Raw genomic sequence first — 16,509 nt, 5'->3', positions numbered from 1 at the left:
GACAGGACCCTCGACAAGTCCCATCGTTGCAGGTCAGGAGCACTCTTCGCTTATTTGATCAAGGCATGGACGAGCACGCTCATGAAAGCGCGAGGTTAGCGTCCCGTATCCCCACCCCGGGCGTCATGTCGACACCGGGTATTCCCGCACCGCCGGGAGCAGCCGTTTTGCCTCGGTGCTCCGGCCGGTCCGGAGCAGCGCCGAGATGCTTCGCCGACTGGGCGGCGCTCAGTGCCGCTGGGGCTGCGCACGTTCCGGCGCGGATGCGGCCGCCTGCGTCGGCGCGGCGGCGACGGCGAGGCTCGCCGCCGCCGTCGTGGTCTGACGATCGTCTTCCCACCGAGCGACGTCATGTCGGTTCTTCCAGGTCGGTATCGATGGTGAGATGGAGCAAGTGCCGCGCGTGTCACGTGAGATCAGACCAAGCAGACGATCGCTTGAAACGTGAGGGCCGACTTGAGCCTCTCCCTGGGAGAGGGGGCAGGGTCGGGGCATGAACAGCGATGATCTCGACGGACGAGTCGCCGTGGTGGCGGGCGGCAGCAAGGGACTTGGGCTGGCGACAGCACACCGGCTCCGGGAAGCCGGGGCACGGGTGCTCACCGTCGCCCGTACGGCCCAGGACAGACCCGACTCCCTCTTCGTGCGGGCCGATCTGAGCATCCCCGCGGGCGTCTTGGCCGCGGCCGCCGCGGTGACCGAGCTTGTCGGCGTACCAGACATTCTGGTGCATGTCGTGGGCGGCTCCCGCTCCCCGGCCGGTGGACACGCGGCGCTCGACGACCAACTCTGGTCGCGGGAACTGGCGTTCAACCTCTTCCCGGCGGTCCGGCTCGTCCGGCAGCTGGTCCCGGGGATGGTGGCCCGCGGGTCGGGTGCGGTCGTGCACGTGACGTCGATCCAGCGCCGTATGCCCCTGCACGACTCGACGCTCGCGTACGCCGCGGCGAAGAGCGCACTGGCCGCCTACAGCAAGGGACTTGCCAACGAGGTCGCTCCGGCAGGGGTCCGCGTCAACTCCGTCGCGCCCGGCTTCATCCGCACCGACGGCGCCGAGCACCTCCTCGCCCGCCGGATGCGCGAGGGCGGCGTCTCCCGCGAGACCGCCCTGGAGGACCTGATGCGGGTGCTCGGCGGCATCCCGCTCGGGCGGCCCGCCGAGCCGGAGGAGGTGGCCGAGGTGATCGGCTTCCTGGTCTCGGACCGGGCCGGTGCGGTCACCGCCGCCGAGTACGTCGTCGACGGCGGGACCGTCCGCACGCTGTGAGCCGCCGTCCTCATCGCGCGCTCTTCGACGACGATGTCGGCGTACACGACGACGCGACCGCCGGAGGCGGCATAGCCTGAACGATGAGGAGGACCGCGTGGGAGCACGGCTGACGATCGGGGAGTTCTCCCGGATCACGCATCTGAGCATCCGCACCCTGTGCCGGTACCACGAGCAGGGGATTCTCGTCCCCGCCGAGGTCGACCCCGCCACGAACCACCGCTACTACACGCCCGCGCAGGTCCGATCCGCGCTGACCATCAAGCGGTTCCGTGAACTCGACCTTCCGCTGGCGGACCTCAGGCGCTTCCTGGAGGCAGGGGCCATCGGCAGGAACGAGGAGGGGCACAGTACGGCGCAGCAGATCGTCGTCGCCCACCTGCGTCGGCTCGAAGACCGGCTCGGCCGTACCCAGCGAGCGGTCGAGGCGCTCCGGGAGATCCTCGACCCGCGGGCCGAGCGAGCCGTGAGCCTCGAAGTCCTCCCGGCACAAAGCGTGTTCGCCGTGACCCTCGACGTCCCGCCCGGGGCGGGGCTGAGCTGGTACGACTCCGCGATGCGCGACCTGGACGCGGCCGCTACCAGCACACGCTCTTCACCGAGGGCCACGGCCGAGCCACGGTCTACCTCCCCGCCGAAGCACCACTGCCCGCGGAAGCACCGGAACCCGTAAGGGAGTTGAGGCTGCCCCGGCGGACCGTCGCCGTCGCCACCCACCGCGGACCGCACGACGACCTCGACCTCACCTACGCCGCCATCGGCTCCTTCACCGCCCGACACGGCCTGCGTGCCCGGGATCTCGTGGAGGAGACGTATCTCGTCGGTCCACGCGACACCGACGATCCCGACCGCTGGCGCACTCTGGTCGCCTGGCTGGTCACTCCCTCCGACCAGGGCGACGCGAGTCGTGACCGCGAACCTTTTGGCCCCTCCGAGCGGTTTCAGGAAAGAACGAGTGGCCGAACGAGGGAGTGAGCCCGCCATGTCACCGGCCCATCCAGGGGACGAGTTTCGGGCCACCTGCCTCCTCTCCGCGCCCCCCGATGCCGAGCCGGCGCTTGATGGCTGCGCACGTTCGGCGTGGCCCTCGTCCGCCGTTACGCGGACGAGCACGAACTGCAACTGGCCGCCGAGCCACCCCCGAAGGAGCGCTGCCGGTCCGCGACCCGTCGGCTGTACCAGGAGTGGGTCGTCGCCAACCTCCGTCCGACAGCCCCCAGTTGCTACGGCGTCCTGCTCAGCCGTGCGCTGCTGGGCTACCTGGAGCCCGCGCTCGTCTCGCACCTCGTCCGGTCGCAGGGGCTGCCGCTCAAGCGGGTGGGGGACGGCTGGCTCGACCTGGTGACCCGGCGTAGTTCCTTCAAGAATTCCTCGGTCGACTCTCGCTCCTGCTGCCATGGAGGGGTGACCCGAACCGGGTCTGGGCGTCGTGTATTAACTGCCAGGCTCGCAAACAGCGGGCTCACAGTGAAAGAAGGGCAGTCCGTGCGTACACGACGCTTTCCGCGGCTTCTTGCGATAGCCGCCTTAAGCCCGGTCCTCGCGCTCGCCGCCTGTGCGAGTAATTCGTCCGGAACGGACAGTCACGCTTCTCCCTCGAAGGGGGCTTCTCAGAAGTCCCAGCAGGGGAAGAAGGGTATCAAGAATCGTGACGAGTTCACGGACTCGCTGCAGAACATATTCTTCCAGGGACTCCCGCAGAACGCGGGCGGACTCGAGAGTTCCTTCGCGCCCGCCTACGACTTCGACCAGGACAGCTGCTACCCGGCCGCGGCCATCACGCAGCTGGGCGAGATCAATCCGGGACTGCCGCTCACCGGAGACATCACCGAGGGCTGCCGGGAGCCGGCGGACCTCGAGCGTACTCAGCTCTACGCCAGATCGATCTGCAACAACGGGTGGTGTGCCGTCATGTACGGCACCTATTTCAGGAAAGATGAGTCACAGCGACCCATCGGAAATCCAGGTACCGAGGTCAACAACCGACCCAGTACGGGCACTGGCCACACGAACGACTGGGAGCATGCCATTTCGTGGATCAATCAGAGTACGAATCAAGTGGAATTCGTGTCGGTGACCGCGCACGGCAATTACCATACTTTCCCTCGCAGTGAGGTGCAGTTCGAAAACACTCACCCGAAGATCGTGTATCACAAGGACGGATTTCTGACCCACGTCCTGCGCGTGGCCGACGGCAGCGACCAGCAGGTCCAGAACGCCTCGGGCGCCTGGTTCCATCCGCCGCTCGTCGATTGGAACGGCTTCCCGAGCACGGAACTGCGGGACAAGCTGGTGAACGCCGATTTCGGAGAGGCGAAATTGGACCTGCGGGACGGCTCGTTCCAGGAGCACCTCGCCAAGGCCAAGCCCCAGGAAGTGCCGCTCAATCCGAACGGCTGACGTGCCGAGTGGCTGATGTCCCTCGACACGGCTGAGAACACGGGAACGACCCCGGCGCGGCAGGAGAAGGACGCTGCCGCGCCGGGGTCGTTCGGTGGATGCCGGGGAGGCCGGCCACGCAGGCGGCGGCCTCGGCCTCAGTTGAAGAAGCGCACCGACTGGACGTTCTGGAAGCCGGTGTCGCCCAAGAGGTCCGGGACGTCGCCCTCGACGAACTTGGAGTTGCCGGTGCAGTCCGGACCGTCCCAGACCTTGACGAAGCCTCCGCCGGTCTGGAGCGAGCCGTCGAACCGCACGTTCTGGCAGCCCGGTCCCGAGACACCCTGCGACGCGTCGAGGAAGTTCGTCTTCGCGAAGACGGTCACGTTGTCCGCGGGATCGGACGTGGGCGACGCCTGCTGCGAGGGCTGGGCCGCCGTTCCCCCCGCGGAAGAGCCGCCGCCCTGAGCCTTGCCGCCGTCCGGGGTGACGCCGAACCACACACCGCCGACACCCTGCCCCTTGGTGTCACCAGGAGCGGTGTCCTTGCTGAAGAGATAGACGGGCCAGCCGCCGACCGTGACCTGGAAACCGCCGTCCCGCTCGATGAAGCCGATCTTCGACTTGTCGATCCCGTCGATGAAGACCCTGCCGTCACGCGCCACCAGATACGGCGGCCAAGTGGTCGCGCAGTCACCGGCGCAGTTGGAACGCGAGGGATTGCTGGAATCCTTGTCGAACCGGTAGAGGGTGAATTGTTTTCCGTTGATGACCACCGGATCGAGGTCACCCGCGGAACTCGCGCTCAATTGCACCCACTTACGGAGCACCGGTTTCGGAGCGACGGCAGCGACAGCGGGCGCGGCAGCGACGGAAAGGTCTCCGGTGCTCATATTGGCACCGTTCTCCTGCGCGGTGCCCTGCTGCAATTCGAGCGCGCTGGTGGCTTCCGCCGCGGCCTGTGCGGCTTCGTCGTCACCGTTGCAGGCCGACAGGAAAAACATCCCCGCCAGTACGGCGGAGGCGAGTGGGAGGACGCGTGAACGCGAACTCGACATGAGAACTCCTGAGAGAGTTTGACGTACGGAATTGATGAGAACGTGTCACGCCACCGGCTGCGGGTGGACCTGAAGCAGCCTGCCTTTCGGGCTCAGCCCGAAGCGGTTGCTGCCCGCGTTGCCGTCATGTACCAGGAAGACCAGCAGGACGAAGAACCCGACCACCGGTATCAGCCCGATGAAAAGCCACCAGCCCCGACGGTCGGTGTCGTGCAGTCGGCGCACGGTCACCGCCAGACTCGGCAGGAAGGTGAGAATGCCGTAGGCGAGTGCGATGTATTCGGTTCCCGCGAGGTAGCCGGCCCCGCTGAGGGCGAGCACCGCGATTTGGTCGAACAGGTTGAAGAGCCAGAACTCGGCACGCCGAGCCCGCCCTTTGAAGACGCCGTAGCGCTTCAGGACATCGAAGTAGTACGTCATCGATTTCCTCTGAGTCGGAGACGGGGTGAAGGCGGAGCGGCCTCTTTGCGCTCGGCTGCTCCGCCTTCTACACGACAAGGCCGTCCCGCAGAGTTCAACCAGGTTCCGTGTGCCCGATCAGAGGCGTGCGGAATACTGTTTGCGCAGCCCTCGCATAGCGTAGAAATGGCGCGACTTCACCGTTCCTGACGGTATGCCGAGTATGAGCGACGCCTCGTTCAGCGTCCGACCGCAGAGGTACACGAGCGTCACCACTTCCCGGTGCTCCCTGGACAGAGAGCGCAGCAGGGAGAGCACCTCAAGGGAGGTCAGGACCCCGTCGGTGTGGTCCGGCAGCGTGGTGTCGTAGGTGTGACTGGTCACCGTCTCGTGCCGCGCGTAGGCACTGCGCATGCGGTCGACGATGAGGTTCCTGGCCACCTTCAGTAGCCACCCGCGTACCGACCCCTCGTGGTGGTGCAGCCGGTCGGCGTGACGCCACGCCCTGATGAACGTCTCCTGGACGATGTCCTCGGCGAGGTGTTGATCCGTCAGGGACCGCCGCGTGTACGCCAGTAACGCAGGGCGATGTTGTTCCACCAACTCGTGCACCCTGTCCGAGGTGGACGAGGGCGCACTTTCATCGATGCCCGCAAGCAACGTCATGATGTGATAGTCCTGCTCTGTTCGCACCGACGGCCTGGCCAGCATGGGCGGGGGGACAGACTGGCCAAGGAACCGTCGGCTTCTCGGTCTTGGAGCGGCGAGAGTAGGCAAGGGGCAGTGCCGAATCAGTGACGGGAAAGTGAGCGAGCAGAGCTCCGGCTCGTCGTCCTGTTCGCTGTCGCGCGGCAAGTCACCGAGAAGGGAACCTTGTTGGAGGTGGTCCCGTCCGCGCCTCTGATCTGCACTCCGATCTCACTGGCGAAGGTACCGACCTGCGTGTAAGAGGTCAGTCGTATGGCCTCCCGCTTGGTCGGCTCGCCGCCGCGGGCGAAGTCGAGGGCGCGCCACTCCCGGTCGACCGCCGAACCGTCTGCCGTCACCCACCGGTAGGTGACCTGGGCCGGTGTCCGGTCCACCGTGAACGTGGCGGTGAAGGTGGGGGCTTGTCCGGCCGGAGGGGCACACGGGCCGACGTAGGTGGTGTTCTCACCCGTGACGGTCACGGTCACGTGCGCTGCTTCCGCTGCCGGGGCCTCTGCTGCCCGGGTGCTCGACGTCGCAGCCTGGTTCGACGTCGACGGCTCATGGTCGTGGCCGACCGATGCGTATGTCAGTCCGGCGCCGATCAGCAAGGCGCACCCGGAGGTCACGGCGGCGACGACTCCGCGCTTGGTGCGGTGCGGGGGACCGGAGGCCGCGGGGCTCGGCCCGGAAACGGACGCGAAGACCGGCGATGCCACGTAGGAGGTCTGGGTCGGCAGGGCCGTAGGAACCCCGGACGAGGCCGCCGACGGCGGAGGGGCCGGAGGAGTGCCGATCGTGGGCACCTTGACGGTGGAGGGATGAGCCTGCGGGGGAGCGGCACTCCCCGCGGCGATCAACCGAAGGCGCTCCTGCGCGAGTTCGGCGGTGAGGCGCTCGGTGGGCTCCTTGCGCAGGAGTTCGGCGATCACCGTGGACAGCGGCCCCGCGCGGCGAGGCGGCGGAAACCTCTCGTCCACGACTGCGCGAAGGGTGCTGAGCGCGGTGTCCCGCCGGAAAGGAGGTACGCCCTCCACGGCCACGTACAGCAGGGCCCCGAGCGACCAGAGGTCGGAGGCCGGGCCCGGCGTACGCCCGAGCACGCGCTCGGGCGGCAGATACTCGGGAGAACCCACCACCTGCCCGGCCACGGTCAGGGAGGCGTCGCCTTCGAGCGTGGCGATGCCGAAGTCGGTGAGGACCACCCTGCCGCCGTCCTGGGAGAGGAGCACGTTCGCGGGCTTCACATCCCGGTGCAGGACTCCCGCCTCGTGCGCCGCGCGCAGGGCGGACAGCACCTGGCCGCCGATCTGCGCGACCCGCCGCGGGGCCAACGGCCCTTCGGAGCGCAGCAGTTCCTCCAGCGAGCGGCCGCGGACGAGTTCCATGACGATCCACGGGCGGCCGTCGGCGTTGGCGACGTCGTGGACCGTCACCACGTTGGGGCTGACGATCCGGGCGGCGGCCCACGCCTCGCGCTCAAGTCGTCTGTAGAGCTGGGCGGTTTCCGCGGCTGCCGCCCCGGCCGGTGCCCGTACCTCCTTGACGGCGACCTCGCGTTGCAGCGTCTCGTCCCACGCCCGCCACACCGTCCCCATGCCACCCTCGCCAAGGAGGGACAACAGCCGGTATCGACCCGCGACCTTCCGTTCCTGGCCAGGCGGCACCTGGGCAGCCTCCTCGTTGTGCATCCCGGCGGTACTCGCTTTCCTCGCGTCTTCCAAACGTCTGATCACCACGCCGGCCCGATGTCCCTGGAGCCGTCGTTCGGCACCTACACGCCGTGGACGGCGCGTCGGGTTCACCGCTTCTGCTTCTGGTTCAGCGGTCGTTGAACACCTGGCAACCGCTGTCCCATGGTCCGGGCATGATGTTTCCCACCGGCCCGACACCCTCTCGTACGGCGCTGTCCAGGGCGTACAGCCCGGCTCGTCTGCCGGCAGAGCTCTGACCTGGTCTTATGGGCCGGTCGGAGCCCTTTCCCGTGCCTGGGGGCTGCCCGCTTCCACCTGCGAGTTCCCGGGAGTTCCCGTGGGGCTGTGCACGCGTTGTGGGACTCCGCTACGAACTGTTCCTCGGCCGGTGTCATCGACGCGCTGTAGGGGTCGTTCTGCGGCCCCAACCGGTCCGTGCCCTTGGCGAGCAGAGAAGTCCAGTGCGGAGTGTGGGCGGGCGGTCGGGCCGGTCCGTGAACTCCTCGATGCCGCGCTCGAGCGCCTTCCCCCGGTCCCGAGTCGACTGCTCCGATCGGTCGGACTCCCGAGAGACTCTCGCCGCGAGCGTGGTTGAGTCAGCAGGGTGCTCGGTGGAGTTGAGTCCTGCGCTGCGCCTGTGCCGCGGCTGCAAGGTGCGGGTGGTCGCTCCAGGTGTCAGCTCAAGGACGGATCCACGTCATCCCGGACGGCGACACCATAGGGATGTGCTGGGAGCCAGTCCTTGTGGTGCTCAACGACATCGAGTTCTCCCCGACAGCCCACTGCCGTGTGATTACGCCCGACACTCGACGTCGTCCGCTCTTCCTCGCATGCTTCGCACCACCGAGGGCTCCGCAACGTAGCGCCCCAGCCGGTCCGTGGCTGGGGCGGGGCGGGCGCAGATTTGTGGTGAACGGGTCCGGAAGGTTGCTGACCGGTTATGGATAGTGGCCCCGCGTGGGTGCCTGAAAGGGGAAAGCTCCTTCAAGGCACCCGACTTGAGGCTCTAGAAGAACCCAAGTTTCTTCGGGCTGTAAGAAACAAGAAGGTTCTTGGTCTGCTGGTAGTGGTCGAGCATCATCTTGTGGTTCTCGCGGCCGATACCGGACTGCTTGTAGCCGCCGAACGCCGCGTGCGCGGGATACGCGTGGTAGCAGTTCGTCCACACCCGGCCCGCCTGGATCGCCCGGCCCGCGCGGTACGCCGTGTTGATGTCCCGGGTCCACACGCCGGCGCCGAGACCGTACAGCGTGTCGTTCGCGACCTTGATCGCGTCGTCGAAGTCGTCGAACGACGTCACCGAGACCACCGGCCCGAAGATCTCCTCCTGGAAGATCCGCATGCGGTTGTCGCCCTCGAAGATCGTCGGCTGGACGTAGTAGCCGCCCTTCAACTCGCCGTCGTAGTCGAGGCGTTCACCGCCCGTGAGGATCTTCGCGCCCTCCTGCCGACCGATGTCCAGGTAGGAGAGGATCTTCTCCAACTGGTCGTTGGAGGCCTGGGCGCCGATCATCGTGTCCGTGTCGAGCGGGTGGCCCGGCTTGATCAACTCGGTGCGGGCGACGGCCGCCTGGAGGAAGTCGGCGTAGTGGCCGCGCTGGATGAGCGCCCGGGACGGACAGGTGCACACCTCGCCCTGGTTGAGCGCGAACATCGTGAAGCCCTCGAGCGCCTTGTCGAGGAAGTCGTCGTTCGCCGACGACACGTCGTCGAAGAAGATGTTCGGCGACTTGCCGCCGAGTTCCAGCGTGACCGGCTTGATGTTCTCGGAGGCGTACTGCATGATCAGCCGCCCCGTGGTGGTCTCGCCGGTGAAGGCGACCTTCGCCACCCGCGGGCTGGACGCGAGCGGCTTGCCCGCCTCGACGCCGAAGCCGTTGACGATGTTCACCACGCCCGGCGGCAGCAGGTCCGCGATCAGGCTCATCCAGTAGTGGATGGACGCCGGGGTCTGCTCGGCCGGTTTGATGACGACCGCGTTGCCCGCCGCGAGCGCCGGCGCCAGCTTCCAAGTCGCCATCAGAATCGGGAAGTTCCACGGGATGATCTGCGCCACGACCCCGAGCGGCTCGTGGAAGTGGTACGCCACCGTGTCGTCGTCGACCTCGCCCAGCGAACCCTCCTGCGCTCGGATCGCCCCCGCGAAGTAGCGGAAGTGGTCGATCGCGAGCGGGATGTCGGCGGCGAGCGTCTCGCGGACCGGCTTGCCGTTCTCCCAGCTCTCCGCGACCGCGAGCGGCTCCAGGTTCGCCTCCATCCGGTCGGCGATCTTGAGCAGGATGTCGGAACGCTCGGTCACCGACGACCGTCCCCAGCCCGGCGCCGCCGCGTGCGCCGCGTCCAGCGCCCGCTCCACGTCCTCCGCGGTGCCGCGCGCGATCTCCGTGAACGGCTGCCCGTTCACCGGGGACGGGTTCTCGAAGTACTGCCCGCGGGCCGGCGGCACGTACTCGCCGCCGATGAAGTGGTCGTAGCGCGCCTGGTAGGAGACGATCGCGCCCTCGGTGCCGGGTGCCGTGTAACGGGTCATCCTGGTCTGCCTCCCGGAACAGCGCTGCCCGCCGTTGGGCAGCTCTCGGCGCGAGGCTAGGGAGCGGGACGTTGCATGTACGTTGCGTGGTGGGTGGCGGTTAATCGCCGGGAGGCTGGGGGCTCTAATCGCCGGGAGCCGGGAGCCGGGAGCCGGGAGCCGGGAGCCGGGAGCCGGGAGCCGGGAGCCGGGAGCCGGGAGCCGGGAGCCGGGAGCCGGGAGCCGGAATCGGAGGGCGGGCCGTGCTCCAAGTGTCCTGCGCCGAACGCGAGTTACGTCAGCGGCCCGACCGGTGTGACCACGCGGCCGGTGCCGCCAGCTCGGACTCCAGCGCGTCGAGCCGGGAACGCACCGGTGCCGTCGGGCGTATCGCCGCGAGCGCCCGCCATACGTCGAGGTCGTCCTCGCCCCACGGCGCGTGCGCCCAGTCTGCCAGCAGGTCGGGGTCGCGGCGGGCGATCAGCGCCGTACGGAGACCGTCGGCGAGCCGGGTCCTGAGCCGGACCACCGCCGGTGCCTGCGAACCGGGCAGCAACGGTCCCGTGTACGCGCTCGCCGCCCCCGTGACCGCGCCCCCTTCCAGCCGCCGCTCGACGATCGCCACATCCGACTCGACCGGCAACGTGAGCCGGTAAGGACGCGAGGCCAGCAGGCCCGGCCCCAACAGCCTGCGCAGCCGCGCCAGTTCGGCCCGCAAGGTCACCGGCGGCACCGACTCGTCCTCGTACAGCGCGCACAGCAACTCGTCGCCGGTCAGCCCCTCCGGATGCCGGGCCAGCAGCACCAAAATCTCGCTGTGCCGGCGGCTCAGCCTCACCTTGCGGCCGTCGACGCACAGTTGGGCCTCGTCCCGGCCCAGGGCCATCAGCTCGGGTCCGTCGACAGACGTCTGCTCCGGGGCGAGCAGCGCCAGTTGGGACTCGGCGGCCCGCGCCACCGCCTGCACGAAGCCCAGGCTGTGCGGGTGCGCGAGCCCGTCCCCGCCGGTGATGTCCACGGCACCGAGCACCCGTCCCGTGCGCGGATCGTGCACCGGGGCCGCCGCGCACGTCCACGGCTGCACCCGCCGGATGAAGTGCTCGGCCGCGAACACCTGCACCGGCCGGTCCACGGCGACCGCCGTACCCGGCGCGTTCGTCCCGACCGCGCTCTCCGACCAGCGCGCACCCGGCACGAAGTTCATCAGGCCCGCCTTCCGCCGGGTCGCCGGGTCTCCCTCGACCCACAACAGCCTGCCCTGCGCGTCGCACACCGCCAGCAGATGCGCGCCGTCCGCGGCGAACGTGCCCACCAACTCCCGGATCAACGGCATCACCCGCGCCAGCGGATGCTCCGCGCGATAGACACCCAGGTCACCGTCCGTCAGCTCCACCCGCGCCGTGCCCTCGGGTCCGACACCGGCTCGCGCGGAACGCCGCCAGGAATCGGCCACCACCGACCGCACCGGCTGCGGCACCGTACCCGCCACGGCGAACGTCTCGTGCGCCCGGCGCAGCACCCGCACCCGCTCGGCAGGGTCGGCCCCCGGCTCCAGGGCCACCCATGGATCGGTCAACTCGGCCTCCCCTGACGTCGATACGGCGCCGCAACGGATGCGGACATCGTTACTCCGCAGACGGATCCGGACAACCGTTTCGACCAGGGACGAGCCGAACGAACCGCATCGCACCCGGAACCGGCCCGGAACCGGCCCGGATTCGGCCCGGATTCGGGCCGGATTTGGTTCGGAACTGGCTCAAATCTGGCTCAAATCTGACTCAGGTCTGTCTCGGATCCGCCTTGGCTCAGGCGAGATCGACCATCTTCATGTAGCGCGCCCAGTCCCACTTGGGCCCCGGATCGGTGTGGTCGGTGCCCGGCACCTCGTAGTGCCCGATGATGTGTGCCCGGTCCTTGGGGAGTCCGTACTTCGTACAGATCGCGGCCGTCAGTCCGGCCGACCGCTCGTACAACGTGTCGGTGAACCACTCGGGTTGATCGACCCAGCCCTCGTGCTCGATCCCGATGCTGCGGGTGTTGTAGTCCCAATTCCCCGCGTGCCAGGCGATATTGGCCTCCCGCACGCACTGGGCCACATGCCCGTCGGCCGATCGCACGAGATAGTGGGCGGACACCTTCTTCTGCGGATTCTGGAAGATGGACAGGGTCTTGGCGTACGTCTCCTGCGTGACGTGGATGATCACGTAGTCGACCGAATAGCCGGTGGGACGGTTGGACGCCGTGTAGTTGGAGGCGGTCGCAGGCTGCCACTCGGCCGACGGATAGTCGACGGCCTGTGCCTGGGCGTCGGCCTGCGTGTCGGAAAGTAACGCGTAGGGGACGGCGGCGAGGGCTGCCCCCTTCAGCAGCCAGCGCCTGCTCGGGAGCGGTCGTGCCCGTTCCAAGGTCTGTTGCCCTTCTGTTCGGAACCGGAGTGCTGCTTCAGTACCGGAGTGCCGCCGCGGTCTCACGCAGACGCGCGTGCAGCCCCCGGTGAGTCTCGCGCGCCGGCAGCCATTCCTTCCGGATCTTCGCCACACAGGTGTAGTTGGTGTCGCACACGTTGGCCAACGGCGATTCCACCGCCTGGGTCGCGAATTGGTAGGCGTCCAGTTCGCTGAACCCGTAGTCACGCACCAGCCAACGCACCAGGTCGAGCTGGGAGATCCGGAACGCGTCCTCCAACGGGCGTGCCGAACCCGTCGAGATGATGTGCGTGTCCGACTCGATGCGCGGCCAGGGTGTGGCGACGTCCTTGAGCAGCTCCACGATCACCACCGTGTTCATCGCGCACTCGACGGCGACTCCACAGGTCTCGCCCTCACCCTGCCGTGCGTGCCCGTCGCCGAGGCTGAGCAGCGCGCCCTCCACGTTCACACCGAGGTAGCAGGTGACCCCGGCCCGCATCTCGGGCGTGTCCATGTTCCCGCCGTGCGCGTCGGGCACCAGTGCCGAACGCACTTCCAGGTTCGCGGGAGCCACGCCCACGGTGCCGTGCATCGGGTCGAGGGGCAGCTCGACCTCGATGTCGCTGTCACGCGCGCGGAACAACGCCGTACGGCGGGTCCGGTCCAACTGCCAGATCCAGACCGTCTCCGGGAGCGGTGGTTGCAACGTCGCCGTGGTGTGTGTCGAGGTGAGTGCGCCGAAGAGGGGGACCGTGGTGGAGGCGGCCCAGTCCCGCGCCGGTTCGATCGACACGAAGTGCACGGCGACCGTGTCACCGGGCTCCGCCCCCTCCACATGGAAGGGACCGGTTTGAGGGTTCAAAAAGGGGAACTCGCACACCTCGGACACCAGGTCCTTCTCGGACCGAACCCGTCCGGCGAAGCAGTCCTCCGTGTACAGGTCGAGAACCGTGCCGGGCGCGATGCGCGCCACGGGCGGGGCGCCGCCGAACGTCCAGGCGTACTCGCCCGGTTCGGGCCGCACCGTCAGGATCCGGGGGTCGTTCATGGCTGTACTGCTCCGTTCTGCGGATGACCGGTGGTGGCGGTTTCGTCGAGATGGACACGGGCGGTTTCGGCTATTCGCTCGGGGTGCCGCCGCAGCAGAACCAGCAGCACCACGACCCCTGCCGCCATCCAGACCCCGACGACCGGTCCGGCGTAGGACACGGGCGGGGTCAGTTCGGTCACGAAGTCGAAGGCCGGGAGACCTGCCGCGGTGAGCAGGGCGGGGACGAACGCGACGATCCCGAGGAGAGGGACCAGCAGGTGCCGTAGCGGCTTGAGCAACTCGCGTCTGCGGCGCAGGAAGTAGCCCGCACAGGCCAGGTTCACGACGATGTAGACGGCGATGACGACCGTGACGATCACCGTGGCCAGGAGGAGGAACGCGGTCACCGGGTCGTAGCCGAAACCGAGACCCAGTACGGCTCCCACCGCGATGACGGTCTGCACGGCGATTCCGGTGACGGGGGAGCGGTGGCGTGGGTGCAGTGTCGCCAGGACACGGGGGAGTACCCGGATCCGGGCCAGGGCGTATGCGGTGCGCGTCGAGACGGTGGCGCACGCGTTGGCGTTGGCGATGGTCGAGTTGACCACGGCGAGGAACACCAGGACCCAGAACAGTCCGAACGACGCGCGGGCCACCCCCTCCCAGGACGCGGCCCCGGAGGCCCCGAACCCGCTGAACCGGTCCGGTCCGAAGTACACCGTCATGGCGTAGGTCGTCAGTACATAGAACAGGCCGATGCCGAGGGCCGCGCCGAGCACCGCGCGGTGCATCGTCCGGCGCGGGTCCCGGGTCTCCTCGGCGAGTGGTGCGGCGGCCTCGAACCCGGCGAACGCGAGCACCGTGTAGACCGAGCCGGCGAAGACGCCGCCGAGGCCCGCGTGGTCCTTGCTCGTGTGCGAAGTGCCGAACACCGACAGGGTGTTGTCCCCGCCGGCCTTGCCGATCAGCCAGACGGCGAACACCAGGAAGACGAGGATCTCGAAGACGCCGAGGACCGTCCCGAAGCGGGCGGAGGCGCGCGCTCCGAACCAGCCCGCCACGGCGATGATCGCCGCGCCCGCGAGCGCCCACGGCCACCACAGGTTCTCCGGATACGAGGACCACTCCTGGTGCAGGGTGCCCGCCGTGGTGAAGCCGAGTTGGAGGAGCAGCAGCGGTGGGACGAGCGCTTCGACGAAGACGTAGCCCCAGCCGACCAGGAAGCCGACGGCCGGATGCAGCCCCTGTGCCGCGTACGTGGCCACCGAGCCGGCGGCGGGCAGTTCGCGGGCCAGTTCGGCCACGCAGGACGCGGTGAACAGGCAGGCCACCAGCGCGATCAGCACCGACAGCGGCAGGCTTCCGCCCGCGAAGGCCGCGCCCGCCGGGATCGACGCGGCGACCGCGGCGGCCGGCGCCATCGCCGTGACGCTCTGGAAGAGGACCTCTCGCAGCCCGACGGCATCCCGCCGCAGCCCCTGAACCGTCTCCCCCGACACGTGAATCCCCCCTCGTCCGTCCGCCTCTGCACGCGCGCTCGCACAGTGCCGTCACGACACGGCGGTTGCGCCTCGCGTGAATCACGGTACGGCGCTCGCGGGTTGGGCAGTAGGGCGTGGCGGGCTTCCGTGGACGACGGCGGAACTGTGGACAACTCGACCACTCGGACGAGTGAAGTCGCCTGTGTTTCAGGCCTGTTCGGCCACGATGTCCACAGTCTGTCCGGCCAGGGTTTCCTCGGTCCGTCCGGCTGCGGTTACCCCAGCCCGTTCTGCCACCGCGGCCGGGTCGTCGAGGACTGCCCGTACCACCGAGTGCGCGGCGCCCAGCAGTGGACCCTCGGGCCCGAGCCGCGACACCGACACCGGACAGGCGGGCCCCGCCGTGCGCCGGGCCAACTCGGCCTCCAGCGACGGCAGCAGCCAGGGGGCGAGACCGGACAGTGCGCCGCCCAGCACCACCAGCTGCGGATCGAGCAGATTGACCGCGCCGGTCAGCGCGATGCCGAGCGCCGTACCGGCGTCGTGCAGGGCCCGGCGCACCGCCTCGTCGCCGTCGGCGGCCCGCGTCGCGAGCAGACCGACCCGGTCCCCGCCGGGCTCCAGGCCGGCGGCGCGCAGCACCGCCTCCTCGCCCGCGTACTGTTCGAGGCAGCCGCGCCCGCCGCACGCGCACTCCGGCCCTTCGGGACGCACCGGCACATGTCCCAACTCGCCCGCGAATCCCCGTGTTCCGCGCAGCAGCCCCCCGTCCACCACGACCGCGGCGCCGATGCCGATCTCGGCCGACACATGGAGGAAGTCGCGCGGAGTGGTCTCGCCCAGCCAGAGTTCGGCGAGCCCGCCGAAGTTGGCCTCGTTGTCCACCGTGGGGCGCAGCTCGGCGGGCAGCAGGACACCGAGGTCCGTGTCGTGCCAGTCGAGGTTCGGCGCGCGGACGACCGTGCGGCCGTCGCGGGCCACCAGACCGGGCACGGCGACCGCGAGCCCGGCCGGCCACAGGCCCTCCGCGTCGGCCTCGGCGACGACCTGCCGTACCAGCGCGGTGAGTTCGGCGAGCACCGGTTCGGGGGAGCGGCCGCGGTTCACACCGTGCCGTACGGCACGGGCCCGTATCTCGCCGCGCAGATCGACCGCGCAGACCGCGAGATGGTCGACCCCGACCTCCGCGCCGATCCCGGCCGGACCGCGCCCGCTGACGGCGAGCGCCGATCCGGGTCGGCCCACCCGGCCGGGCCGCTCCGGGCCCAGCTCCACCAGGAGACCCGACCGGATCAGCTCGTCCACCAGCGTCGACACCGCCGCACGGGTCAGCCCGATGCGTGAGGCCACGGCCGCGCGCGAGAGTGGCCCCTCGGCACTCACGGTGTGCATCACGCGCGCGAGATTGCGCCGGCGCATGCCCTGCTGGGTGTCGGGCAGGGCACGCGCGGACCCGGCGGGGTGCGCCTCGTGCAGCGGTGCGGTCATGCCTCCGTCAGTCCTCGGTCGGTGTGCGGCGGCCGGTGTCGTGTGCCTCCGGCCGGTCCGCGATCAGCGTGTGGCAGCGGGTTCTCGCCCTCCGTCGGCCCTTGATCTG

The 16,509-nt window shown here is 69.1% G+C and carries 14 protein-coding genes; 4 read left to right on the top strand and 10 right to left on the bottom strand.

Annotated features, from left to right (window positions below):
- Positions 1–493: 493 nt before the first annotated feature.
- The 4 genes from ACIRRY_RS15135 (at position 494) to ACIRRY_RS15120 (ending at position 3,667) form a co-directional block, all read left to right on the top strand.
- A complete protein-coding gene (locus tag ACIRRY_RS15135) occupies positions 494–1,267 on the top strand; it encodes an SDR family oxidoreductase (RefSeq protein WP_403972226.1) in 774 nt (257 codons plus the stop codon).
- Between the two features lie 97 nt (positions 1,268–1,364).
- On the top strand, positions 1,365–1,940 hold the full coding sequence (locus ACIRRY_RS15130) for a helix-turn-helix domain-containing protein (protein ID WP_403972224.1): 576 nt from the start codon (positions 1,365–1,367) through the stop codon (positions 1,938–1,940).
- A 5-nt stretch (positions 1,941–1,945) separates the two neighbouring features.
- The gene (locus ACIRRY_RS15125) at positions 1,946–2,242 is read left to right on the top strand and encodes a GyrI-like domain-containing protein (RefSeq protein ID WP_403972222.1); all 297 of its coding nucleotides are present in this window, start codon (positions 1,946–1,948) and stop codon (positions 2,240–2,242) included.
- Between the two features lie 105 nt (positions 2,243–2,347).
- Entirely contained in the window at positions 2,348–3,667 is a 1,320-nt protein-coding gene (locus ACIRRY_RS15120) for an NPP1 family protein (RefSeq protein ID WP_403972220.1), read from the top strand.
- 137 nt (positions 3,668–3,804) lie between these two features.
- Here ACIRRY_RS15120 and ACIRRY_RS15115 read toward each other — a convergent pair whose 3' ends face one another.
- From ACIRRY_RS15115 to ACIRRY_RS15070, 10 genes are all read right to left on the bottom strand, one after another.
- Positions 3,805–4,704, bottom strand: coding sequence for a hypothetical protein (locus ACIRRY_RS15115; RefSeq protein ID WP_393049032.1), 900 nt, complete (start codon positions 4,702–4,704; stop codon positions 3,805–3,807).
- A 45-nt stretch (positions 4,705–4,749) separates the two neighbouring features.
- Entirely contained in the window at positions 4,750–5,124 is a 375-nt protein-coding gene (locus tag ACIRRY_RS15110; protein WP_403972218.1) for a DUF805 domain-containing protein, read from the bottom strand.
- A 117-nt stretch (positions 5,125–5,241) separates the two neighbouring features.
- Positions 5,242–5,814 (bottom strand): sigma-70 family RNA polymerase sigma factor, encoded by a 573-nt coding sequence (locus ACIRRY_RS15105; RefSeq protein ID WP_403972216.1) that lies wholly within the window; start codon positions 5,812–5,814, stop codon positions 5,242–5,244.
- A gap of 80 nt (positions 5,815–5,894) precedes the next feature.
- Entirely contained in the window at positions 5,895–7,481 is a 1,587-nt protein-coding gene (locus tag ACIRRY_RS15100; protein ID WP_403972214.1) for a serine/threonine-protein kinase, read from the bottom strand.
- A gap of 1,009 nt (positions 7,482–8,490) precedes the next feature.
- A complete protein-coding gene (locus ACIRRY_RS15095; protein ID WP_403972212.1) occupies positions 8,491–10,014 on the bottom strand; it encodes an aldehyde dehydrogenase family protein in 1,524 nt (507 codons plus the stop codon).
- 277 nt (positions 10,015–10,291) lie between these two features.
- Positions 10,292–11,569: a GAF domain-containing protein gene (locus ACIRRY_RS15090; protein WP_403972210.1), complete on the bottom strand. Its 1,278-nt coding sequence runs from the start codon at positions 11,567–11,569 to the stop codon at positions 10,292–10,294.
- Between the two features lie 229 nt (positions 11,570–11,798).
- Positions 11,799–12,398, bottom strand: coding sequence for an N-acetylmuramoyl-L-alanine amidase (locus tag ACIRRY_RS15085; protein WP_403972208.1), 600 nt, complete (start codon positions 12,396–12,398; stop codon positions 11,799–11,801).
- 37 nt (positions 12,399–12,435) lie between these two features.
- Positions 12,436–13,449, bottom strand: coding sequence for an acetamidase/formamidase family protein (locus ACIRRY_RS15080; RefSeq protein WP_403972206.1), 1,014 nt, complete (start codon positions 13,447–13,449; stop codon positions 12,436–12,438).
- Positions 13,446–14,930, bottom strand: a complete 1,485-nt coding sequence (locus ACIRRY_RS15075) for an APC family permease (protein ID WP_403972204.1) — start codon at positions 14,928–14,930, stop codon at positions 13,446–13,448. Before ACIRRY_RS15075 ends, ACIRRY_RS15080 begins: the two co-directional genes overlap by 4 nt.
- A 189-nt stretch (positions 14,931–15,119) precedes the next feature.
- Complete coding sequence (locus tag ACIRRY_RS15070; protein WP_403972202.1) at positions 15,120–16,400, bottom strand: ROK family protein; 1,281 nt, start codon at positions 16,398–16,400, stop codon at positions 15,120–15,122.
- Positions 16,401–16,509: the final 109 nt, after the last annotated feature.

It is taken from the genome of Streptomyces sp. NPDC101776, assembly GCF_044766845.1.
In the GTDB taxonomy this organism is placed as follows: domain Bacteria; phylum Actinomycetota; class Actinomycetes; order Streptomycetales; family Streptomycetaceae; genus Streptomyces.
This window is presented reverse-complemented; position numbering and strand designations above follow the sequence as displayed.